The organism is Pseudomonas canadensis, assembly GCF_030980095.1.
GTDB lineage: Bacteria > Pseudomonadota > Gammaproteobacteria > Pseudomonadales > Pseudomonadaceae > Aquipseudomonas > Aquipseudomonas canadensis.
In genome coordinates, this window is record NZ_CP133298.1 from 1,571,235 (window position 1) to 1,594,106 (window position 22,872).

At 61.8% G+C, this 22,872-nt stretch carries 23 protein-coding genes; 14 read left to right on the plus strand and 9 right to left on the minus strand.

Annotation, left to right across the window (positions count from 1 at the left end; translation table 11 throughout):
* Positions 1 to 172 precede the first annotated feature (172 nt).
* The gene (locus RB216_RS07245; RefSeq protein WP_028619360.1) at positions 173 to 1,075 is read left to right on the plus strand and encodes a LysR family transcriptional regulator; all 903 of its coding nucleotides are present in this window, start codon (positions 173 to 175) and stop codon (positions 1,073 to 1,075) included.
* Here RB216_RS07245 and RB216_RS07250 read toward each other — a convergent pair.
* Positions 1,067 to 1,825: a substrate-binding domain-containing protein gene (locus tag RB216_RS07250; protein ID WP_028619361.1), complete on the minus strand. Its 759-nt coding sequence runs from the start codon at positions 1,823 to 1,825 to the stop codon at positions 1,067 to 1,069. The genes RB216_RS07245 and RB216_RS07250 overlap by 9 nt on opposite strands.
* Positions 1,825 to 3,129 (minus strand): MFS transporter, encoded by a 1,305-nt coding sequence (locus RB216_RS07255; RefSeq protein WP_068934928.1) that lies wholly within the window; start codon positions 3,127 to 3,129, stop codon positions 1,825 to 1,827. The genes RB216_RS07250 and RB216_RS07255 overlap by 1 nt, the downstream gene beginning before the upstream one ends.
* A 92-nt stretch (positions 3,130 to 3,221) precedes the next feature.
* On the opposite strand from RB216_RS07255, the gene RB216_RS07260 reads away from it, so the two are divergent.
* The 9 genes from RB216_RS07260 (at position 3,222) to RB216_RS07300 (ending at position 11,289) form a co-directional block, all read left to right on the plus strand.
* The gene (locus RB216_RS07260) at positions 3,222 to 3,470 is read left to right on the plus strand and encodes a hypothetical protein (protein WP_134743047.1); all 249 of its coding nucleotides are present in this window, start codon (positions 3,222 to 3,224) and stop codon (positions 3,468 to 3,470) included.
* Positions 3,471 to 3,678: 208 nt separating this feature from the next.
* Positions 3,679 to 4,401 carry a GntR family transcriptional regulator gene (locus tag RB216_RS07265; RefSeq protein WP_028619363.1) on the plus strand — a complete coding sequence of 241 codons (723 nt, stop codon included), beginning with the start codon at positions 3,679 to 3,681 and terminating at the stop codon, positions 4,399 to 4,401.
* The gene (locus tag RB216_RS07270; RefSeq protein WP_068934923.1) at positions 4,398 to 5,186 is read left to right on the plus strand and encodes an SDR family oxidoreductase; all 789 of its coding nucleotides are present in this window, start codon (positions 4,398 to 4,400) and stop codon (positions 5,184 to 5,186) included. The genes RB216_RS07265 and RB216_RS07270 overlap by 4 nt, the downstream gene beginning before the upstream one ends.
* 67 nt (positions 5,187 to 5,253) lie before the next feature.
* Complete coding sequence (kce, locus tag RB216_RS07275; protein WP_308908471.1) at positions 5,254 to 6,186, plus strand: 3,5-dioxohexanoate:acetyl-CoA acetone transferase; 933 nt, start codon at positions 5,254 to 5,256, stop codon at positions 6,184 to 6,186.
* A gap of 63 nt (positions 6,187 to 6,249) precedes the next feature.
* A complete protein-coding gene (locus tag RB216_RS07280; RefSeq protein WP_028619365.1) occupies positions 6,250 to 7,128 on the plus strand; it encodes an SMP-30/gluconolactonase/LRE family protein in 879 nt (292 codons plus the stop codon).
* 73 nt (positions 7,129 to 7,201) lie between these two features.
* Positions 7,202 to 8,524: an MFS transporter gene (locus RB216_RS07285; RefSeq protein WP_028619366.1), complete on the plus strand. Its 1,323-nt coding sequence runs from the start codon at positions 7,202 to 7,204 to the stop codon at positions 8,522 to 8,524.
* Positions 8,525 to 8,579: 55 nt separating this feature from the next.
* A complete protein-coding gene (locus tag RB216_RS07290; protein WP_305384119.1) occupies positions 8,580 to 9,896 on the plus strand; it encodes an MFS transporter in 1,317 nt (438 codons plus the stop codon).
* Positions 9,897 to 9,954: 58 nt separating this feature from the next.
* Entirely contained in the window at positions 9,955 to 10,878 is a 924-nt protein-coding gene (locus tag RB216_RS07295; RefSeq protein WP_028619368.1) for a LysR substrate-binding domain-containing protein, read from the plus strand.
* A gap of 48 nt (positions 10,879 to 10,926) precedes the next feature.
* Positions 10,927 to 11,289 (plus strand): 5-carboxymethyl-2-hydroxymuconate Delta-isomerase, encoded by a 363-nt coding sequence (locus RB216_RS07300; protein ID WP_028619369.1) that lies wholly within the window; start codon positions 10,927 to 10,929, stop codon positions 11,287 to 11,289.
* A gap of 3 nt (positions 11,290 to 11,292) precedes the next feature.
* Here RB216_RS07300 and RB216_RS07305 read toward each other — a convergent pair whose 3' ends face one another.
* The 4 genes from RB216_RS07305 to RB216_RS07320 all read right to left on the minus strand — a co-directional run bounded on the left by RB216_RS07305 (position 11,293) and on the right by RB216_RS07320 (position 16,760).
* Positions 11,293 to 12,228 (minus strand): LysR family transcriptional regulator, encoded by a 936-nt coding sequence (locus RB216_RS07305; protein ID WP_122724915.1) that lies wholly within the window; start codon positions 12,226 to 12,228, stop codon positions 11,293 to 11,295.
* A gap of 137 nt (positions 12,229 to 12,365) precedes the next feature.
* Positions 12,366 to 13,553, minus strand: a complete 1,188-nt coding sequence (locus RB216_RS07310; RefSeq protein ID WP_028619371.1) for a cyanate transporter — start codon at positions 13,551 to 13,553, stop codon at positions 12,366 to 12,368.
* 142 nt (positions 13,554 to 13,695) lie between these two features.
* Entirely contained in the window at positions 13,696 to 15,138 is a 1,443-nt protein-coding gene (locus RB216_RS07315) for an aldehyde dehydrogenase family protein (RefSeq protein WP_308908472.1), read from the minus strand.
* Positions 15,135 to 16,760, minus strand: coding sequence for a 5-guanidino-2-oxopentanoate decarboxylase (locus RB216_RS07320; protein WP_028619373.1), 1,626 nt, complete (start codon positions 16,758 to 16,760; stop codon positions 15,135 to 15,137). The genes RB216_RS07315 and RB216_RS07320 overlap by 4 nt, the downstream gene beginning before the upstream one ends.
* A gap of 112 nt (positions 16,761 to 16,872) precedes the next feature.
* Here RB216_RS07320 and RB216_RS07325 point away from each other — a divergent pair, with 112 nt between their 5' ends.
* A complete protein-coding gene (locus RB216_RS07325; RefSeq protein WP_028619374.1) occupies positions 16,873 to 17,751 on the plus strand; it encodes a LysR substrate-binding domain-containing protein in 879 nt (292 codons plus the stop codon).
* A 56-nt stretch (positions 17,752 to 17,807) separates the two neighbouring features.
* Here the strand turns inward: RB216_RS07325 and RB216_RS07330 are convergent, their stop codons facing one another.
* Both RB216_RS07330 and RB216_RS07335 read right to left on the minus strand, forming a co-directional pair.
* Positions 17,808 to 18,422 (minus strand): NAD(P)-dependent oxidoreductase, encoded by a 615-nt coding sequence (locus tag RB216_RS07330; RefSeq protein ID WP_068934912.1) that lies wholly within the window; start codon positions 18,420 to 18,422, stop codon positions 17,808 to 17,810.
* A gap of 33 nt (positions 18,423 to 18,455) precedes the next feature.
* Positions 18,456 to 19,322, minus strand: coding sequence for an MBL fold metallo-hydrolase (locus tag RB216_RS07335; protein WP_308908473.1), 867 nt, complete (start codon positions 19,320 to 19,322; stop codon positions 18,456 to 18,458).
* A gap of 104 nt (positions 19,323 to 19,426) precedes the next feature.
* Here RB216_RS07335 and RB216_RS07340 point away from each other — a divergent pair, with 104 nt between their 5' ends.
* Together RB216_RS07340 and RB216_RS07345 are read left to right on the plus strand one after the other, a co-directional pair.
* On the plus strand, positions 19,427 to 20,332 hold the full coding sequence (locus tag RB216_RS07340) for a LysR family transcriptional regulator (RefSeq protein WP_236318533.1): 906 nt from the start codon (positions 19,427 to 19,429) through the stop codon (positions 20,330 to 20,332).
* 98 nt (positions 20,333 to 20,430) lie between these two features.
* Positions 20,431 to 20,607 (plus strand): hypothetical protein, encoded by a 177-nt coding sequence (locus tag RB216_RS07345; RefSeq protein WP_012722801.1) that lies wholly within the window; start codon positions 20,431 to 20,433, stop codon positions 20,605 to 20,607.
* Here RB216_RS07345 and RB216_RS07350 read toward each other — a convergent pair.
* Positions 20,600 to 21,478, minus strand: a complete 879-nt coding sequence (locus RB216_RS07350; RefSeq protein ID WP_028619378.1) for a helix-turn-helix domain-containing protein — start codon at positions 21,476 to 21,478, stop codon at positions 20,600 to 20,602. The two genes, RB216_RS07345 and RB216_RS07350, sit on opposite strands and share 8 nt — an antisense overlap.
* Before the next feature lie 189 nt (positions 21,479 to 21,667).
* Between RB216_RS07350 and pobA the strand changes: the two genes are divergently transcribed.
* Positions 21,668 to 22,852 carry a 4-hydroxybenzoate 3-monooxygenase gene (gene pobA, locus RB216_RS07355; RefSeq protein WP_308908876.1) on the plus strand — a complete coding sequence of 395 codons (1,185 nt, stop codon included), beginning with the start codon at positions 21,668 to 21,670 and terminating at the stop codon, positions 22,850 to 22,852.
* The last annotated feature ends 20 nt before the right edge of the window (positions 22,853 to 22,872 follow it).

Below are 22,872 nucleotides of genomic sequence, written 5' to 3' on the forward strand. Positions count from 1 at the left end.
CAAGTATTGACCCATTTAGAAAACTGCGTGGCCGCATAAACCCAATAACCCACTGATATGTATGACTTCATATTTGTAGCAGGGTTATTACAACAACCCGGTCCCGACATGCATGGCGCGCCATCGGCTCCCATACGATAATGCCTGCCACCTCGACCACATTGGCCTTCCCGTGATCATCAACTTCGACCTCAACGACCTCCAAGCCTTCCGCGCCGTGGTAGACAAGGGCAGTTTTCGCGGTGCCGCCGAGGCTATCCGTATCTCGCAGCCGGCCCTCAGCCGGCGTATCGAAAAGCTCGAGACCGCCCTGGATGTGAAGCTGTTCGAACGCACCACGCGGCGCGTCAGCCTGACCATGGTCGGCCGCGCTTTCCTGCCTCAGGTCGAGCGCATGCTCGATGACCTCGACGTGGCGCTCATGGGCATCAGTAATGTCGCGTCCACCCGCATGGGTAATGTCACCATCGCCTGCGTGCCGTCCACCGCGTACTATTTCATGCCCCATGTGATCTCCGAATTCCACAAGTTGTATCCGAAAATTCGCCTGCGGGTGCTGGATGCCAGTGCCGGTGAAGTGTGCAATGCGGTGGGAAGTGGCGAGGCGGATTTCGGCGTGAGTTTCAGCGGCAGTCTGGCCGATGAAGTGGAGTTCGAATTGCTGCTGCAGGAGCGCTATGTGCTGGCCTGTCGCCGCGATCACCCCTTGGCCCAGCGTGACAGCGTGAGCTGGTCGGAGGCCTACGAACACGACTACATCACCGTGGACAAGACCTCTGGTAACCGCTTCCTGCTCGACCAGGCGTTGCGTGGCGTGCGGGTGAAAAAGCCGAGTATCTGCGAGACGCACCACGTAACGACAATGATCGGGCTGGTGGAGGCGGGATTGGGGGTGGCGATGGTGCCCTCGATTGCCATGCCGGCGGGCGAGCACCCGATCCTGGTGAGTGTGCCGCTGGTGGAACCGCAGGTGATGCGCAATGTGGGCTTGATAAAACGCCGCGGGCGGACCTTGCCGCCAGCGGCGCTGGAGTTGGAGCGATTGGTGCGGGAGATGCCGTTTCGGTCAGCGTGACACCGAGTCCAGGCCGGTGGCTTGCACCACCGGTTGCGCCTGGGGCGACGCCAGGTACTGCAACAAGGCCTTGGCCTGTTCAGGGTGTTCGGCATTCACCGGGATACCGGCGGCGAACCGCGTCACCGATTGCACGTCTTCCGGGATCTTGCCGACGTAGGTCACACCCGGCACTGGCAGCAATTCCGCGACCTGCTGCAGGCCCACTTCGTAGTCACCCTTGGCGACCTGTTCTGCCACCGGCAGGCGTTCGATCATGGTGCCCTTGCTCGGCATGCCGAGCTTCTTGAACAACTCCTTCTCGACATACACACCGCTGGCGCTGTCCGAGTAAGCCACGGATTTGGCCTTGCTCAGCACGGCTTTCAGTTCGGCATCAGTACCGATTGCAGGTTTGACCGCTCCGGCCTTCACCACCAGGCCGATGCGCGAGTCCGCCAGTTCCACGCGGGAGGCCGGGTCGACCTTGCCTTGTTTGATCAGGTCATCCAGGGCGTAGCCGACCATGATCACCACGTCGGCGTGTTCGCCACGGGCGAGACGGTTGGGAATCGCTTCCGGCGCCTTGCCCATGGACGGACCCAGAATGGTGTCGAGGCTGTCACCGCTTTGCTTGGCGTACTGCGGGCCAAGCAGTTTATACGCGGCGGTGAAGCCACCCGATGTCATCACCTTGAGCTGTTCGGCCTGGGCCGACAGCGCCAGGGCGCCGAGGGCCAGGGCCGTCAGGGTCTTGAGCAACGGCTTCATCATGCCGCCTCCTGCATGACCTGGCCACGGGTGTTGGCGCGACGGTACAGCGCGAGGGTCGAGCACAGCGCGCAGGCTGCGGCGAACATCATCCAGTAGGCTGGCGAGGCTTTGTCTTCGGTAATGTGGATGAACCAGGTGGAAATCGCTGGGGTAAACCCACCGAAAATCGCGGTCGCCAGGCTGTAGGCCAGGGAGAAACCCGCCACACGCACTTCCACCGGCATGATTTCGGTCAGGGCCGGGATCATGGCGCCGTTGTACATGCCGTAGAGGAAGGAGAACCACAGCAGGGTTTCCAGCATGTGGGCGAAGCTTGGGGCATTCACCACGTAGGACAGCGCTGGATAAGCGGTCAGAACCGTCAGTACGGTCATGGCGATCAGCACCGGCTTGCGGCCAAACCGGTCGCTCAGCGTGCCGCCGATCGGCAACCAGACAAAGTTCGACACCGCCACCAGCAAGGTCACCAGCAGAGCGTCGGAGGTGCTCAATTGCAGCACAGTCTTGCCGAAGGTCGGTGCGTACACGGTGATCAGGTAGAACGCGGTAGTGGTCATGGCCACCATCAGCATGCCGCCGATGACCACGGTCCAGTTCTTCACCAGGGTCGCCATCACTTCGCGCATGGTCGGGCGATGCTTGCGGTTGGCGAACTCTTCGGTTTCCTGCAGGTTGCGCCGCAGGATAAAGATGAACGGGATGATCACGCAGCCGATGGCGAACGGAATGCGCCAGCCCCAATCGGCTACCACGGCCGGTTCCATCCACACGTTCAGGCCATAACCCAGCGCGGCGGCGACCACGATAGAGATCTGTTGGCTGCCCGATTGCCAGCTGGTGTAGAAGCCTTTGCGGCCGGGGGTGGCCATTTCGGACAGGTACACCGACACACCGCCCAATTCCGCGCCGGCCGAGAAGCCCTGCAACAGGCGGCCCAGCAGCACCAGCAAAGGTGCCCAGAGGCCAATGGTGTGATAACCGGGCACCAGCACAATCAGCAGCGTGCCGCTGGCCATGATCGACAGGGTCACGATCAGCCCTTTGCGGCGACCGACGTCATCGATATAGGCACCCAGGATGATCGCGCCCAATGGACGCATCAGGAAGCCCGCGCCGAACACGGCGAAGGTCATCATTAATGACGCAAACTCATTAGCGGCAGGGAAGAACGCGGCAGCGATGTAGGTGGCATAAAAACCGAACAGGAAGAAGTCGAACTGTTCGAGGAAATTGCCCGAAGTCACGCGGAAAACCGCGCCCACTTTCGAGCGGGCAGAGTCGGGTCGGGTAGGGCTAGTCATGGTTTTGTGTCTCCAGCGTTCTTTTTAAAGTGCTTGTTTCGCCTAAGACCCAGAATAGTGGCTGACACATTTAGAAATGATAAGTGACAAATTTGGATGCATTGATGTGCATTGGCTATCAATCGGTAGCTCGGTCAAAAATGCGTTCGCTGTTCTATGCTGAAGGTGTGACCAATTCTTACGGATGGGAGGTGGCGATGACTGACCAACAGAAACGGCGGGACGAGCGGGAGCTTGAGCAACCCCGGCAGCGTGAGGAAGAAAAACCCCAGACCTGGAAGCATCCCGATGATGGGACGGAGCTTTCCGAGCGGGATCAGGAACGTCCGCTAAAACCGTAATATCAGGCTAAACGCGGTCAAAATGTGGGAGCTGGCTTGCTCGCGAAGACGGAATGTCAGTCAACAATGCTTTGACTGATCAACCGCTTTCGCGAGCAAGCCCGCTCCCACATTTGTCAGCGCGCTTTCATAAACGGGAAACTATTTGACATATTTGATTTGTGATCACATATTGAGGCCATAAGAACGACAACACAGGTTTTGCCTCATGACAGATGGTCCGCTCCTCCTGCCCACCCTGCGCCAGGTGTCCCGCGATACCTTGCAAGACCAGGTCTACCGCCAGATCCGCGAAGCCCTGATGAGTGGCCGTTTCCAACCTGGCCAGAAACTCACCATCCGCGGCCTCGCCGAAGCCCTCGGTTCCAGCCCGATGCCGGTGCGTGAGGCCCTGCAACGTCTCAGCGCTGAAAACGCCTTTGAAGTCACCGAAACCTCCCGTCTGCGTGTGCGCCTGATGACGGTCGACCGCCTGCGTGAAATCCGTGATGCGCGGGTCGCCCTTGAAGGCTTGCTCGCCGAAAAGGCGGTGCTGCTCCTGCAGAAAACCGACCTCGATGAAATCACCGATCTCTGCCAGCAGATGCAACACGCCGCCGACGAAGTCGACGTGTCCCGCTACCTCTGGACCAACTTCGCGTTTCACCGGCGCATTTACGCCGTGGCACAGGCCGAGTTGACAATGGCCGCCGTGGAAAACTTCTGGCTGCACATGGGCCCGTGCTTTGCGCTGGTCGCCCCGGATAAAGCTCACCTGCAACGCTCGATGGAAGCGCACACGCGCATCGTCGAAGCGCTGGCTGCCCGCGACGGCGCCGGCGCACGCGCAGCGGTGACCGATGACATCATGCAGGCCGCCGACTCCCTGGCGCGTCTGCTCGTCAAGAACGACCGTGCGCGGTCGTCTGTTTCAGGAGGTAAACGTGCATGAGTGTCCTACAACGGCTGCAGCCTTATCCTGGGTTACGCGTGTTGATTTCCGGCGGGGCTGCCGGCATTGGTGAAGTGCTGGCGGCGGCGTATCTGGAAGCCGGTGCCCAAGTGCATGTGTGTGATGTGAGCGAGCCGGCCCTGGCCGCGTTCCGCGACAAATACCCAGGCACCGTCGCCACCCGCGCGGATGTCAGTGATGCCGCGCAGATCGAGGCGGTGTTCAAGGTGCAGCGCGAGCGTTTCAGCGGCCTCGATGTATTGGTCAACAATGCCGGGATTGCCGGGCCTACCGGTGGCATCGATGCGATCAGCGACGCCGAGTGGCAAGCCACCATCAACATCAATCTCACCGCGCAGTACCGGTTTGCCCACCACGCGGTGCCGATGCTCAAGGAATCGTCCCACGGCCATCTGCTGCATATTGCCTCGGTGGCGGGGCGCTTGGGCTACGCCTGGCGCACGCCGTACGCGGCGACCAAATGGGCGATCGTCGGCTTGATGAAATCCCTGGCCTCGGAGCTGGGCGAGAGCGACATCCGCGTCAACGCGTTGCTGCCCGGCATCGTCGAAGGCCCGCGCATGGACGGCGTGATCCGCGCGCGTGCGGAGCAGGTCGGCGTGCCCGAAGCCGAGATGCGCCAGGAATACCTCAACAAGATTTCCCTCAAGCGCATGGTCACCGCCGAAGACGTGGCCGCCATGGCGCTGTTCCTCTGTTCGCCCGCCGCACGCAACGTGACCGGCCAGGCGATCAGCGTCGACGGTAACGTCGAGTACCTGTAAGCCACGGAAGAATACATCGCGCTGCACCCAGGATTTTTTTCATAAGAATAAAAGTCGGAGATTCGTCATGTCCAAAAATCGTCCTGTCATCATCACCTGCGCCGTCACTGGTGCGATTCATACGCCGTCGATGTCACCGCATTTGCCGATCACCGCGCAGGAAATTGCCGATGCCGCCATCGGTGCCGCCGAGGCTGGCGCCGCGATTGTCCACCTGCATGCCCGTGACCCCAACGACGGTCGCCCCAGCCAGGACCCGGCGTTGTTCGCCGAATTCCTGCCGCAGATCAAGGCCGCCAGCGACGTGGTGATCAACATCACCACCGGCGGCGCGCCGACCATGGGCGTGGAAGAGCGCCTGCAGCCGGTGATGCAGTTCAAGCCGGAACTGGCGTCGCTGAATATGGGCTCGATGAACTTCGGCCTGTACGAAATGCTCAACCGCTTTACCGACTTCAAGCACGACTGGGAGCGGCCGTACCTGGAAGAAAGTGACGACCGGATCTTCCGCAACACCTTCCGCGACATCACTCACATCCTCAATTCCTGTGCCGAAAACCGCACCCGTTTCGAGATCGAGTGTTACGACATCGGCCACCTGTACACCGCCGCGCATTTCCTCGAACGTGGCCTGCTCAAGCCACCGTTGTTTATCCAGTCGGTGTTCGGCCTGCGTGGCGGTATCGGCGGCCACCCGGAAGACCTGGCACACATGCGCCGCACCGCCGACCGCCTGTTTGGCGACGACTATATGTGGTCGATCCTTGGCGCCGGGCGTGGGCAGATTCCGCTGGCGACCATGGGCTTGTCCATGGGCAGCAACGCCCGTGTCGGCCTGGAAGATTCGCTGTGGGATGGCCCGGGCAAACTGGCGGCGTCGAATGCCGATCAGGTCCGGCGTATTCGTACCGTGATCGAAGCGCTTGGCCATCGGGTCGCTACGCCGGATGAAGCGCGGGAAATCCTCGGCCTCAAGGGGCGCGACCAGGTCAACTTCTAACCCAACATACCGCCGCGTCAAGGCGCGGCCTGCATCCCGCACAACAACAATAAGGGGATCACCATGCGTATCGAAGTGCTTGTCGACGTCAAGACCACCCTGGGCGAAGGCCCGGTGTGGGACGTCGAGCAACAACGCTTGTATTGGATCGACAGCGCCGACGGCCGCATCTTGCGATGCACCGACGACGGTCGCGAGCTGCTGGCCTGGGACGTGGGCCAGAAGATCGGCTCCATGGCCCTGCGCCGCGACGGTGAGTCGGCGATCGTCGCGCTGCAGAACGGCGTTCACACCCTCGACCTCAACAGCGGTGAGCTCAACCTGGTCATCGACCCGGAACCGCACCTGCCCGACAACCGCCTCAACGACGGCAAGGTCGACCGCCAAGGCCGCTTTATCTTCGGCTCCATGGACACCCAGGAAGACAACGCCAGTGCCAAACTCTACCGGCTTGATGCCGACCTGAGCCTGCACACCCTGGACGAAGGCATCATCGTGTCCAACGGCCCGTGCTGGAGCCCATCGGGTGAAACCTTCTACTTCTGCGACACCTGGTCCGGCGAGATCTGGGCCTACGACTACGACCTGGCCACCGGCAGTGTCAGCAATCGTCGCACCTTCGCCAAGGTCGACACCTCCGGCGGGGGCGCCGCCGATGGTTGCACCGTGGATGCCGAAGGCTGCCTGTGGCAGGCGCTGGTCTACGCCGGAAAACTGGTGCGCTACACCCCCGACGGGCACGTCGACCGCATCATCCAGATGCCGGTGAAAAAGGTCACCAGCCTGACCTTTGGCGGGCCGAACCTGGACACCCTGTTTGTGACCTCCATGGCCAAGCCGCCGCTGCCGCGTTTTCCGGCAGACGGCCAGCAGCGCGGAGCGCTGTTCGCCATTACTGGGTTGGGCGTGCAAGGAATAGCCGAGCGACGGTTCGCCAGCTAGCGCGTGTGTTTGACAAGGCATATTCCTTCGCAACCTTGTGTCAGTGCGCGCCCTTGCGCGCCTGGAGAGGCCCATGGCAACTATAAAAAAAGCGTCGCTGCGCAGCATTCACCGGCATTCCTGGGTGTCGCTGCTGGTCTGCTGGATGATCTGGATCCTCAATGCCTACGACCGTGAGATCGTGCTGCGCCTGGGGCCGACCATTTCCAAGCATTTCGATTTGTCCGCCGACCAATGGGGCACCGTGGCCACGGTGGTCATGCTGGCCCTGGCGCTGCTGGATATCCCCGGTTCGATGTGGAGCGATCGTTACGGTGGCGGCTGGAAACGTGCGCGCTTCCAGGTGCCGTTGGTGCTGGGCTACACCGCGATCTCGTTTCTGTCCGGTTTCAAGGCGTTGAGCGGCAACCTCGCCACCTTCATTGCCCTGCGCGTCGGCGTCAACCTCGGCGCCGGCTGGGGCGAGCCGGTGGGCGTGAGCAACACCGCCGAATGGTGGCCGGTTGAGCGCCGCGGGTTTGCCCTGGGCGCGCACCACACGGGTTACCCGATTGGCGCGATGCTTAGCGGTATCGTCGCGAGTTTTGTCATCACCGTGTTTGGTGAAGAGAACTGGCGCTATGTGTTCTTCTTCGCGTTCGTGGTGGCGCTGCCGCTGATGATCTTCTGGGCGCGTTATTCCACCGCCGAGCGCATCACTGCACTGTACGTCGACATTGCCGCCAAAGGCATGACCCCGCCCGACAACGCGCCGGCCAGCCAAGTCAAAGGCGAGGCCTGGCGTACATTCCTTGCTACCTTGCGCAACCGCAATATCGCCCTCACAGCGGGCAACACCATGCTCACCCAAGTCGTATACATGGGCGTCAACATCGTGCTGCCGGCCTACCTCTACAACATCGCCGGATTGTCCCTGGCCGAGTCGGCGGGGATGAGCGTGGTGTTCACCCTCACCGGCATTCTCGGGCAATTGGTGTGGCCGTCGCTGTCGGACATCATCGGCCGGCGCACCACGCTGATCATTTGCGGCGTGTGGATGGCGGCGAGTGTCGGCGCGTTCTACTTCGCCAATACGCTGACGTTGATCGTCGTGGTGCAACTGCTGTTCGGCCTGGTGGCTAACGCGGTGTGGCCGATCTATTACGCCGTGGCCTGCGACTCGGCCGAGCCGTCGGCGACGTCGACCGCCAACGGCATCATCACCACCGCGATGTTTATCGGCGGCGGCCTGGCGCCGGTGCTGATGGGCAGCCTGATCGCCATGGGCGGCGGTTGGACCACGCTGCACGGCTACACCGTCTGTTTCTTCGTGATGGCCGGCTGCGCCCTGGGCGGCGCACTGCTGCAATTGTTTTCCCATCGCCCCCAGGCCATGGCCGTGCAACTCGACTCCTAGAACAACACCGATGCGCTCCCCAGCCCAGCTGGCGGGGCGCCAAGAGGAATTGCCGATGATTACCGCCACTTCCGCCCGCACCCCGCAGGCGTTGAACAAACTGATGTTCGTCAAGTTGATGCCCTTGCTGATCATCGCCTACATCCTGAGCTTTCTGGACCGCACCAACATCGCCCTGGCCAAGCATCATCTGGACGTCGACCTGGGTATTTCCGCTGCGGCGTACGGGTTGGGCGCGGGGCTGTTTTTCCTGACGTATGCGCTGTCGGAAATCCCCAGCAACCTGATCATGCACAAGGTCGGCGCGCGGTTCTGGATCGCGCGGATCATGGTGACCTGGGGCCTGATCTCGGCGGCCATGGCCTTTGTGCAGGGCGAGACCTCGTTCTACGTGCTGCGCCTGTTGCTGGGCATTGCCGAAGCCGGACTGTTCCCCGGCGTCATGCTCTACCTCACCTACTGGTTCAACCGTGAACAACGGGCGCGCGCCACCGGGTATTTCCTGCTTGGCGTGTGTTTCGCCAACATCATCGGTGGCCCGGTGGGCGCGGCCTTGATGCGCATGGACGGCATGCTCGGCTGGCACGGCTGGCAGTGGATGTTCATGCTCGAAGGCCTGCCAGCGGTGGCGTTTGCCTGGGTGGTCTGGCGCAAGTTGCCGGATCGTCCGAGCAAGGCGCCGTGGTTGTCTGCCGAGGAAGCGCGCGGCATTGAGCAGCGCATCGCCCGGGAAACCGAAGAGGGCGCGGGCGAGGGCGGTCACTCGTTGAAAAACTGGCTGACCCCGCAAATCCTGCTGGCGATTTTTGTGTACTTCTGTCACCAGATCACCATCTACACCGTGATCTTTTTCCTGCCGAGCATCATCAGCAAGTATGGCGAACTGAGTACCATGAACGTCGGCCTGCTGACTTCGTTACCGTGGATCGCGGCGGCACTCGGTGCCTTGCTGATTCCGCGTTTCGCCACGACGCCCGGACGCTGCCGGCGGTTGCTGGTCACAGGTCTGCTGACCATGGCGCTGGGCCTGGGCATCGCGTCGATATCGGGGCCGGTGTTCAGCCTGCTCGGTTTTTGCCTGTCGGCGGTGATGTTCTTCGTGGTGCAGTCGATCATTTTTCTGTACCCGGCTTCCCGTCTCAAGGGCGTTGCGCTGGCGGGCGGGCTGGGTTTCGTCAACGCGTGCGGGCTGCTTGGCGGGTTTGTCGGGCCGTCGGTAATGGGCGTGATCGAGCAAAGCACCGGCAATGCGATGAACGGCCTGAAGGTGATTGCGCTGGTATTGGTGGTGGCGGCTATTGCGGCGCTGCGGTTGCGTATGGGGCACGAGCCTGAGCGTGGCGCACAGGCCAGCGAAGCGTCCTACACGTAGACGCCGGCAACGCGGCTTTCTACACTGCGGCTTGTCTTGGGGAAAGGGGCAGGCGCCGATGAATCGCAATGAATTACGCAAGGCCGACATCAACCTGATGGTGGTGTTCGAAGCGCTGATGCTGGAGCGCAACGTGACGCGGGTGGCGGAGAAGCTGTTTCTCGGCCAGCCGACCATCAGCTCGGCCCTCAACCGCTTGCGTACCTTGTTCAACGACCCGCTGTTCATTCGCGTCGGCCACCGCATGGAGCCCACGGCGCGGGCCGAGGAAATCATCCAGCACCTGTCGCCGGCGCTGGACTCGCTATCCTCGGCCTTGAGCCTGACCCACGATTTCGACCCGTCCATCAGCACCATGACTTTTCGTATCGGCCTGTCCGATGACGTCGAATTCGGCCTGTTGCCGCCTTTGCTGCGCGCCCTACGCCAGGAAGCGCCGCAAGTGGTGTTCGTGGTGCAACATGTGGACTACTGGCGCATCCCGGATCTGCTCGCCTCTGGCGATATAACCGTTGGCATCACACAGACCCGTGGCCTGCCGGCAAATGCCAAGCGCAAGCTGCTGCGCCATATCCGCCCGCGCATCCTACGTGCCGATGCCTCGGAAACACCGCTGACCCTCGACGAATACTGCTCACGCCCTCACGTGCTGGTGTCCCACACCGCCAACGTGGCAGGGTTCGCCGATGAGTGGCTGGCAGAAATCGGCCGCAAGCGCCACGTGGTGTTGTCGGTGCCGCAATACAGCGCACTGCCGGCGTTGCTCGCAGGCACCGACCTGATCGCCAGCCTGCCGGACTACACCGCCGAGGCCATGGCCGTGTCGGGCCACCTGTTCTGCGAGCCGTTCCCGTTCGAGACGCCGACCCTGGACTTGTCTATGGTCTGGCTCAGCCATGTCGACACCGACCCGGCCGAGCGCTGGGTACGCTCGCGACTGGAAGCGTTCATGAGTGATCGAGGGTTGGCGACCAAGGCCTGACTCCGTGGTATATCTAGGATTCTTCCTACCAAAGATTCGGAGCCCTACATGCCACACCTGCATCTGGAATACACCGCCAACCTGACGAACCTGGCCGTTGAGAAAACCCTCCTACGGCTCAACAACGTGTTGATGGTGTCTGGCCAGTTCGGTTCCGAATTCGATATCAAAAGCCGTGCGGTCAAGGTCGAGACGTTCCAGGTGGGCACCTCCCTCGACCCCCGCGGTTTTATCGCGGTGAAGCTGTCGCTGCTCAGCGGGCGGTCGCCGCAGGTCAAGAAGCAGTTGTCGGAAAGCCTGTTGGCTGCCTTGCAGGACCTTGGCGACTGGCCGGCGGGCGTACAGGTTCAGCTGAGTGTTCTGTTGGTGGATATGGATCGCGATTCCTACAGCAAAGTCGCGATTGGTTAAGCCCTACAACAACCCCTGATCGGCACACACCTTCACCACCTGTTCACGAAACCAGGTATTGGCACTGTCCTGTTCACTGGTTTCGTTCCATTGCATCTCCAGCGTGAACCCCGGCAAGCCGTTCGGCGCTTCGCAATGGCCGAATGCCGTGGCCGGTGCCAGCAACTTTTGCACGCGGCGCGGCAGGGTGACGATGAAATCGGTGCCGGTGATCATCTTCAAGGCTGCGCTGTAGCTGTTGGCGCGGGCGATGACCTGGCGCTTGTGGGCCTGGCGTGCGAGCCAGCCGTCGATCATGTTGGTGTCGGAGGTCCACGGCGTAGGGAACACGTGGCGGCGTTCGACGAAGGAGTGCAGGCTGAAGGCCGGTTCCCGGGGTGCCGAGCGTTTGTCGAACACGCACACAAGGTCGTCCTCCAGCAGCATCTGGGTGCGGAAGTCTCTGTGGGCGCGGTGGAAGTTGGGGCCGAAGCAAATCACTAGGTCGAGACGACCTTCGCGCAGGTCGTCGGCGGGGATGTCGGTTTCCAGCTTCTGCACATTGACGATCACCGGCAGGTCGGCGCGGTCGAAGTTTTTCAACAGGCGCGGCAGGATCAACTGTTCGAAATATTCCGGCGCACACACGTTGAAGGTCACGGCCTTCTGCGTCGGATCGAACGCTTGGCCACCGGCGTGGCAAAGGTTGATGCTTTCGAGGATTTTCTGCACATGGCTGTACATGGTGGTGGCCTTGTACGTCGGCCGCATGCCGGCCCGCGTGTTGATAAACAGCTCGTCTTCGAAGCTGGTGCGCAACTTCTTCAGGCTGTAGCTCACGGTGGACTGGCTGACAAACAGCGTTTCAGACACCTCGGTAACGCTGCTCTGGTCATAGACGGCGATAAACACCATCAAGTCCTGCATATCGAGCTTTCTGAGCAAGTTACTGTTTAGCATCGGTTTCGTCCGTAAACCCTTTGTACCGAATTCAGTACAAGACAGCACAAAAGCTTAACGGAACGAGCGTGCCAATAGAATGCTCTGTAGGGCGTTTCTATGTTTGGTGTGAGACAAATACTGTTTGCAACACGACCTCAGCGTATATGTCGTGCGTAATGCTTTGGGTTGAAGCGCGTCACGATCAACAGCATCAGCACGATCACCGCCGTCAGCGACCACCAGGCCCATTCGAAGCTGCCCAGTCTGTCACGGATCATCCCGGCGATCAGCGGCGAAAGCCCGGCAATCAGGTAGCCGATGCCTTGCACAAACGCGGTGAGGCCACCGGCGCGGCGCGGGTTGTCCAGGTGGTCGAGGGACAGGATCAGGCTCATCGGGAACAGGCCGCCGATGCCCAGGCCGAGCAGGCTAGGCCACAGCAGGCTCAGGTGTTGCGGACTCAGGATCAGGCCGCAGAAACCGAGGATGATCAGCACCAGCAACACCGCAACGACGCCGCGTTTATCCTGGCGACGGTTGGCGATGGCGGGGGTGATCAGGCCGGACACGACTTCCATGGCCGTCAGGAAACCCAGCAGCAAACCGGCGTTCTGTTCACTCCAACCCTGCTCCACGTAGTACGGCGCCAGCCAGGCGAGTACGCAGGTGTAGGAGGCGGTGCCGAGGCCGAAGAATACCGCGAGCAACCAGGCGCGACCGTTGCCGAAAAATGATTCTTGAGGGCCCGCACCGGCTTGGGGCAGTGGCGGCAACACCGAGCGCTGCGCGTACCAGAACACCAAGGCCAACAGCGCCAGCACCGCCCAGATCGCCAGGCCGATGCGCCAACTGCCGGTCTGCACCTGCACGAACGGTGCAAACGATGCGGCCAGCGCCGCGCCGCCCATGATCGCGGTGACGTACAGGCCCATGAACAGCGAAACGTTGTCACTGAACCGCGATTTGATCAGCGCCGGCATCAGCGCCTGGATCATCGCAATCCCCACGCCGGCGGCGATGGCGCTGACAATCAACTCCAGCGCCGAATCGAGGAACAACCGCGACAGCGTCGCCACGCCAATCACCACCAGTGACACCACGATGCTGCGGTGCTCGCCAAAACGTTTGGCCACGCCCATTCCAAAGAACATCGCCAAGCCCATGGCCATCACCGGCAACATGGTCAGCAGGGCCGCGCTGCTGAAACTCAACGGCACGTCGCCACGAATCGAGGACAACAGGGGGCCGACAGCGGCCATTGAGGGGCGCAGGTTGAGGGCGACCAGCACGACACTGATCATCAGCCAGACGGCGGTGGTGGGTTTTGTTTGGACGGTTTCCATGGGACGGCCTTGAGTGAACAGGGGCGAATCAGGCCATGGGCGGGAGGAGGGGGGCAAATCAGAAAGTCGCAGGGGCTATCTAAAAATTGCGCAGGTCACATGTGGGAGGGGGCAAGCCCCCTCCCACATGTGACCTGCGCCGTCAGTTAGAGCTGATCACATGCTTGATCTCCTGAAACGCCGCCAACCCCCACGGCCCCAACTCACGACCGATGCTGCTCTGCTTGTAACCACCCCACGCGGCCTGCGGGAAGATCACCTGCGGCGCGTTGACCCACACCAGTCCGGCTTGCAAGGCGTTCGCCACCCGCTCGGCGGTTTCATGGCTGGCGCTGACCACACTCGCCACCAGGCCGAAATCGCTGTCATTGGCCAGGGCGATGGCCTCGGCTTCGGAGGTGAAGCGTCGTACACAGAGCACCGGGCCGAAGATCTCTTCGTTCCACAACGCGCTGTCCAGCGGTACGTCGGTGAACACGGTCGGGCGGATGAAAAAGCCCTGCGGCAAATCTGCCGGGCGATCGCCGCCGCACAGCAAGCGTGCGCCATCTTCAACACCGCGCTGGATATGCCCGAGCACGCGCTGATATTGCACGCGGTTGATCAACGCGCCCATTTCCACGTCATCGGCAAATGGGTCAGCCACGCGAATGCCTTCAGCCCGTGCCTGCACACGTTGCAGGAATTCATCCGCCAGGCTGTCAGCTACCAGCACGCGACTGGTGGCGGAACACATCTGCCCAGCGTTGAAAAATCCACCACCACAGGCCAGCTCCACTGCCAGGTCCAGGTCGGCATCGGCCAATACCAGCAGGGAAGATTTGCCGCCCAGTTCCAGGCTCACGCCCTTGATGGTTTCGGCAGCGCGCTGCATCACCTGCACGCCGACGGCGTTGCTGCCGGTGAAGGAAATCTTCGCCACGCGGCGATCCGCCGCCAGCGGCGCGCCCACTTCCAGGCCCGTGCCGCACACTAGGTTGAACACCCCAGCCGGCAAGCCCGCCTCGGCGATAATCCGCGCCAGATGCAACTCCGCCAACGGCGTCACTTCCGATGGCTTGAGCACCACGCAGCAACCGGCCGCCAGCGCCGGGGCGAGTTTCCACGCGGTGGTGACCATCGGGAAATTCCACGGCACGATCAGCCCGACCACACCGCACGGCTCACGGCGCAGGCGTGCGCTGAAGTCCGCGCTGGGCAATGCCACCGGGCTATCCTGGCTGGCATCCATCGCTTCGGCCACGCTGGCGTAATAGTCGAAGGTGGCGATCACATCGTCCACATCAATCGCGGCTTCAAACAGCGGTTTGCCGTTGTTGCTCGATTGCAGATGCATCAGCTGTTCGCGCTGCTCGCTGACACCTTGGGCGATCTTGCGCAACAGCGCGGCGCGGTCGCGGCCGGTGCTTTTCGACCAGTCGATGAAAGCGGCGCTGGCGGCGTCGACCGCCTGGGTGACCGTGCTTGCATCACCGACGCTGACGTGGGCCAGGACGGCCTCAGTCGCGGGGTTGATTACCTCAAGCGAGGCCTGTCCGGCATGCCATGCCCCATTGATATACACACCGTTCAAGACCGCGCTCATACCGCCACCTCCTTCATCCATAGCCCTTGGTCGACTTCAATCAGTGTCGGCCCTTGGCGATCAGCCGCAGCGCGTAGTGCCACGCGCAGCGACTCAACCCCTTGGATGCTGTCGGCGGCGCAACCGAGTGCCTTGGCCACGCCGATAAAGTCCGGCGTGTAGATGTCCACGCCGACCGGCTCGATGGCGCGGTTGACCATGTATTTCTTGATCTCTTCATAGCCGTGGTTATTCCACAGCAGCACGATCACCGGCGTGCGCGCTTCCACGGCGCTGGCCAGTTCCGGCAGGGAGAATTGCAGGCCGCCGTCGCCGATCAGGCACACCACCGGCTGCCCATCGCCACGCCCCAGCCAGGCGCCGATGGCGGCGGGCAGGGCGTAGCCCAGGGTGCCGTAGCCGGTGGACGAGTTGAACCAGCGGCGCGGGTGGTCGAGGTTCAGGGTCAGGTTGCCGCTGTACACCGGTTGGGTGGAGTCGCCCACCAGTACGGCGTTGGGCAATTCTTCGAGGACGGTATTGAGGAACAGGGTTTGCGCGCGGGTGGCGGCGTCCCAGCTCGGGGTCAGTTCCGCCCACAGGCGCGCTACGCGCTCAGCGCCCCACGCGCTGTTACGCGGTGGCAAGGGTTTGCTGCTCAGCTCGGCCAGCAAGGCCTCTGCGGCGATTTGGGCATCGGCCACCAGCGCCACTTGCGGTGGATAGTTACGCACGGTCTGGTCGGGGTCGATATCGATGCGCAGCAGCGCGCCGGGAATCTCGAAACCACCGGCGAAGGTCACGTCGTAGTCGGTTTCCGCCAGTTCGGTGCCGATGGCTAGCACCACGTCCGCTTCGGCCACCAGTGCGCGGGTGGCGACCAGGGTCTGGGTCGAGCCGATCAGCAGCGGGTGGTGGCCGGGCAGCATGCCTTTGGCGTTGATGGTCAGGGCTACCGGCGCGCCGAGCACTTCGGCCAGTCGGGTCAGTTCCGGGGCCGCGTCGATGGCGCCGCCACCGGCCAGGATCAAGGGTTTCCTGGCCGCCGCGAGCAGTTGGCTCATCTGCTTGACCGCCGAAGGCGCGGCACCGGCACGGGCCACGCTGACCGGTTCACTGCCCCGCAGTGCGTCGGCATTTTCCACCAGCACATCCAAGGGGATTTCGATGTGCACCGGTCGCGGCCGCCCGGCCTGGAACAACGCAAACGCCCGTGCCAACACGCCGGGCAGCTCCGCCGCCGACATCAGGGTGTGGGAGAACGCCGCCACGCCGGCCATCATCGCGCCCTGGTTCGGCAGCTCATGCAGCTTGCCGCGTCCGCCGCCCAATTGGCTGCGCGACTGCACGCTGGAAATCACCAGCATCGGGATCGAGTCGGCATAAGCCTGGCCCATGGCGGTGGTGATATTGGTCATGCCGGGGCCGGTGATGATGAAGCACACGCCGGGTTTGCCGCTGGTGCGCGCATAACCGTCGGCCATGAAGCCGGCGCCCTGTTCGTGGCGCGGGGTGACGTGACGGATGCTGGAACGGGCCAGGCCGCGGTACAGCTCCACGGTGTGTACGCCGGGAATGCCAAACACCTGGTCCACGCCGTAGCCTTCCAGGAGGTTGACCAATACTTCGCCGCAGGTCGCCATACAGATCGCTCTTATTGTTGAGGTAAGGCGTTATTGGACCGGCTGGCCCGTAGCGGCAACAATCGATAAAAAGTCATACTAGCCATGTCCTCACGTCATGGCTTGCCCCCCTATGAAACGCCTCCCGCCACTGCCCGCGCTGCACACGTTCTGGGTCACGGCCCAGTGCTGCAACTTCACCCGCGCTGCCGAGCAGTTGCACATCACCCAAGGCGCGGTGAGCCGGCAGATTGCCGGGCTGGAAAGTCATTTGGGCTATGCGCTGTTCCAACGCCAGGCGCGCGGTCTGAGCCTGACCGACGCAGGCCGCGAATGGTCACTGCGCGCACAGCAGGTGTTTGGCCTGCTTGGCGAAGCGGTGGAGCAGATCGGCAGTCGCCGCCAGACCCTGCAACTCAAGGCCTCCACCTGTGTGATGCGCTGGCTGCTGCCGCGCCTGATGCAGTGGCAGAAAGAACGCCCGGACGTGCCGGTTGAACTCACCACCACCGTGGCCTACACCGTGGACTTTCGCCGCGAGCAATTCGACGCGGCGGTGATCTATGCACCCATCGCCGAGCAATCGAGCGCGGCGCGGCATCTGTTCGACGAACAGCTCACGCCGGTCTGCGCACCGGCACTGCTTGCGGGCTTGCACACACCGCAAGATTTGCAACAACAGGTCTTGCTGCACCCCACGCGGGATGAGCGGGATTGGGCATTGTGGCTCAAGGCGGCGCAGACGCGACTGGGCAATTTGAGCCAGGGGCATCATTTTGAAACGCTGGATCTGGCGATGACGGTGGCGTCCCAGGGTTCCGGCGTGGCGATTGGCGACAGTGCGTTGATTGGCGAGGATTTGAAGGCGGGGCGGTTGGTGATGCCGTTTGAGTTAAGGGTGCCGACGGGGATGGGGTATTACTTGGTGTATCCACCGGGGGCCGAGCCTTCGGCGGGTCTGGAAGCCTTGATGGATTGGTTGGTGAGTCAGGCACAGTCCCCAAGACACTAAGGATCCAAATGTGGGAGCGTCGAACCGCCGCTCCCACAGTTTTTAACCGCGCGGTGTCAGTAGCCGACGGTGAAACGTTGGCGCGAGTGCTTGGGTGTTTCCACTTCGTCGATCAAGGCGATGGCGTAGTCAGCAAAGCTGATCCAGCTGCGGCCTTCACTGCTCACCAGCAGATCATCCAGGCCCACACGGAATGTGCCGGTGCGCTCGGTTTCGACGAATTCGGCCGATGGCGACAGGAAGGTCCAATCCAGCTCTTTTTCCTGACGCAGCGTGTCGAGAAACGCAGCCCCTGCGCTGGCTTCGGCTTTGTATTCAGCCGGGAAACCTTCGCTGTCGATCACCCGACCGCCACCCGGCAGCAGCAGTGAACCGGCACCGCCCACCACCAGCAGGCGTTTCGCCCCGGCTTTCTTCACTGGCCCGATCACGGCGCTGGCGGGCAGGGTGGCGAAGTGCGCCGCGCTGATCACCACGTCGCTACCACTCACCGCCTGCTCCAGGGCGTTGGCATCCAGGGCGTCGACTTGTTTGACGGTGACGCCAGGGCGCACGGCCAGCTTGTCGGTATTGCGTGCGATGGCGGTGACGGTGTGACCACGACGCAGCGCTTCTTCCAGCAGTTGGCTACCGGCACGGCCAGTGGCACCAATGATTGCAATCTTGCTCATGACGTTCTCCAGTACGTTAGGGTTTGAAACGGTTCACCACTTCATTTCGCCCTTGGCGACTTTGGCGCTCAGTTCCAGCGAGCTTTCGTCGGCGAGGGTGGGGTAACGCTTTTTCATGGCCGCGATCAGGGCGGTGGAATCCTTGGCCTTGGCGGTCTCGGCGTCGAAGGCCTTGATGTAGTCGGCGGTAAAGGCCACGGATTTCAGGGATGGCGTGCCCAGGTAGTGGCCAGGCACCACGGTGCGCGGCTTCAGTTGTTCAATGCGTTGCAGGGTGGCGAGCCAATCCTTGTGGGACTGCGCGCTCTGGGTATCGGCCATCCATAGATGGATGTTTTCGGAGACGACTACGCCACCGACCACGGCCTTGATCGACGGGATCCACACAAAGCTGCGATCCGGCTGTGGGCCGTCCAGGCCGATCACCTCCAGTTGCTGGCCTTCCAGGCTCAAGCTGTGGCCTTCGAGGACCTGCGGCACGATAGTTTTGGCCGGCTTGTCAGCACCCATTTTCGGGCCCCAGAACTCAAGCTTGCTGGCGACGGTGGCCTTGATGTGGTCGACCACCGGTTGTGGCGCCAGCACCTTGGCGTCGGGGAAGGCGGTGGTGAGGGTGTCGAGGCCGAAGTAATAGTCCGGGTCGCCATGGCTGATGTAGATGGTGGTCAGGTGTTTGCCGCTGGCACGGATCTTCTGCACCAATTGTTCGGCCTGGCCTTTGCCGAATTGGGCGTCGACCAGGATCGCGTCCTTGGCGCCGCTGACCAGCACCGAGCTGACCGGGAAGATCGCGGCTTCGCCTGGGTTGTAGACATCCAGCTTGAGGTCGGCCGCGGCCGCATGGGCGGCGAAGGCCAGGGCGGCGGTGGCCAGGGTCAAGCGCTTGAAGGTTGAGAACATCGGGCAGCTCCAGCATCGGTAAAGGATGCACAGAGCTTAGTTGCACAAAACCAGACTAAAAATGCGATGCTGGGACATAGTTTGTTTCTGAAAGTGGACAGATCATGGATCGTCTTCAAGCAATGCGCGTGTTTGTCACGGTGGTGGACCTGGGCAGCCAGTCCGCTGCCGCCGATCATCTGGACCTGTCGCGCCCGGTGGTGTCGCGTTACCTGGCGGAGCTGGAAGACTGGGTGGGGGCGCGTTTGCTGCACCGCACCACGCGCAAGCTCAGCCTGACGGCGGCGGGCAGTGAAACCCTGCCACGCTGTCGGCAATTGCTGGAATTGTGTGGCGACATGCAAGCCGCCGTCAGCGAGCCCGATGACGCGCCTCGTGGTTTGCTGCGCCTGAGCGTCAGCACCTCGTTCGGCCAAGCGCAACTGGCCCAGGCCATTGCCGAGTACGTCAAGCGCTACCCGCTGGTGACGGTCGACCTGCAGATGCTTGATCGCACGGTGAACCTGGTGGATGAGCGCATCGACCTGGCTATCCGCACCAGCAGCGACCTGGACCCCAATCTCATTGCCAGACGCCTGACGGTGTGCCGCTCGGTGGTGTGTGCTTCGCCGGCTTATCTTTTGGAGCATCCGTCCCCTCGGACAGTCGAGGATCTGGCCGGGCACAATTGCCTCACCCATTCCTATTTCGGCAAAAGCCTGTGGCATTTCGAGGAGCGTGGGGAGCCTGTCTCGGTGCCGATCAACGGCAATATCACCTCCAACGAGGCCAGCACGTTGTTACGCGTAACGTTGGCCGGTGCAGGGGTGTCGATGTTGCCCACTTACCAGGCCGGCGATTACATCCGGCGCGGCGAACTGGTGCGCCTGCTGCCCGACGCCGAGCCGCGGCAGATGAACATCTACGCGGTGTACGCCTCGCGCAAGCACATGCCGTCGGCATTGCGCAGTCTGTTGGATTTCCTGGTGCTGCGGTTCCCGGAAGAGCCGTCGTGGGATGTCGGTCTCTAGGCCGGGATCAACCTGTTGAATGTCGTCCGATAATGGCAACTTGGCCGGGTTGACCTATGCTTTAGACAGCACCCTGTAGATCCGCAGAGGTCTGTGCCATGAGCATTAAAACCAGAAAGTACCTGATGATTTTCAGCCTGTGCGCCATTGCCAGCGCACTCTACGGGACTGCCGCCTACCGCGTGGAGCAAACCCGTATGCAGCCGACCTTTGCGATCAGCTGCCATCAGGATCAATGTGTTCCCCACACCGGTAGTTTCAGCGCGCTCAGGTAGCCGGTTGTTCGGCCTTCAACTGCTCGCGAAACGCCTTGGGTGAGAACCCGACCCGTCGGCGAAACAGTCGAGAGAAGTTGGTAGGGTCGGAAAAACCCAACACCTCCGACATCTCATTGATGGTCATGCTGGTGTAAGTCAGCAGGCGCTTGGCTTCCAGCAATTGGCGGTCATGCATGATCTGTAGCGCAGGTTGCCCACCCAACTCCCGACACGTCCCGTTCAGGTGTGAGACCGAGATACCCAGCTTGTGGGCAAGATCCTCGATCTTCGGGTGTTCGCGGTAATGCTGCTCGACCAACTGGGTAAAGCGCCGAAAGTATTCACGCCCCCGTGGCGCGCGAGGGTGACGGCGCTGGATGGCCTGGCGGCTGATCCACACCAGCAACACGCTGACCAACGCGTGCAGCATCATGTCCCGTGCCGGTTGTTCGTCGGCGTATTCTTCCTGCAAGCGCGCGAACTGGCTGTTCAGGTAATCACTGTCTTTGCCCGCCGGGTAACTGCCGAGTGTCTGCAAACCGTCCACCGTTGTACCCAGTTGGGTTTGCAGGTGGCTGACCAACGGCGCCGATAACGTCACCACGTAACCTTCAACGTCCTCGGGAAAGCGGAACCCATGCACGCACAAGGGTGGCAGTACTTGCAGGGTCGCTTCGTTCAGCGTGGTGCGCTGGCCTTCGATCTCCAACTGTGCCTGACCTTTGTGCACGTACAGCAACTGGCACAGATCCGCGTGCCGGTGGGGTTGGATTTCCCACTGGTATTCCCGACTGCGCCGGGAAATGGTTTCGCAGTGCAACAAATCGGGGGTGGGCCATTGCTGGTGTTCCCCGTAAAGCTTGAAGACCGGAATTGCGGTTTTGGTCATGGTTTCAACCCGATACTCGAAAGAGTGGTGCGGTAATCGCCCCGATTGGCAAAAAGCGCAGGCTTTGGCTCAGTTTTCACCTTCTTATGCCGCTCACTCAAGTGAAAAATGTCAGCAACAAGATCAATGACAACTCTTTCACCCGATCCGTTCGAGTGGAAATTGCGGACCATAAAAATAATGAAAACGCTGAAAACCCAAGTCGCTATTATCGGCGCCGGTCCTTCTGGACTGCTGCTTGGTCAACTGCTGCATCAGGCAGGGATCGAGACCCTTATCCTAGAGCGTCAGAGCGCCGATTACGTGCAGGGCCGCATCCGTGCCGGGGTGCTGGAACAAGGCATGGTCGACCTGCTGAGGCAGGCGGGTGTCAGTCAGCGAATGGACAGCGAAGGCCTGGTGCATGATGGTTTCGAGTTGGCGCTGAACGGTCAACTCACCCATATCGACCTCAGGGGCCTGACAGGCGGTCAATCGGTGATGATCTACGGACAGACCGAAGTCACCCGCGACCTGATGGCCGCCCGTGCCGCCGCCGGTGCCACCACCCTGTATGAAGCGCGCAATGTGCAGCCTCACGATCTCAAAAGTGATCGACCCTGGCTGACCTTTGAACATCAGGGCGAATCCTTTCGCCTGGAGTGCGATTACATCGCCGGTTGCGACGGTTATCACGGTATTGCACGCCAATCGATTCCGGCTGAATCGCTCAAGGTCTTCGAGCGGGTCTACCCCTTTGGTTGGCTGGGCATCCTCGCCGATACGCCGCCGGTACACGCTGAATTGGTGTACGCCAAGCACGCGCGCGGCTTTGCGCTGTGCAGCATGCGTTCGCCGACGCGCAGCCGTTACTACCTGCAGGTGCCGGTGGAGGAACCGATTGACGAATGGTCCGATGCACGCTTCTGGGACGAACTGAAAACCCGCCTGCCCAGCCACCTCGCCGATCAGTTGGTGACCGGCCCGTCGATTGAAAAAAGCATCGCACCGCTGCGCAGTTTTGTGGTGGAGCCCATGCAGTACGGGCGCCTGTTCCTGCTCGGCGATGCGGCGCATATCGTGCCGCCCACCGGCGCCAAGGGCTTGAACCTGGCGGCCAGTGATGTGAGCACCCTGTACCGGATCTTGCTCAAGGTTTACGGCGAAGGGCGGGTGGATCTGCTGGAGCGCTATTCCGCCATCTGCCTGCGGCGGGTGTGGAAGGCCGAGCGGTTTTCCTGGTGGATGACCTCGATGTTGCATCAGTTTCCCGAGGCCGACGGTTTCAGCCAGCGCATCGCCGAGAGTGAGCTTGAGTACTTCATCCACTCCGAGGCGGGGCGCAAGACCATCGCAGAAAATTACGTCGGACTTCCATACGAAGCTATCGAATAGCCTGCTATCGTATTGAGCAT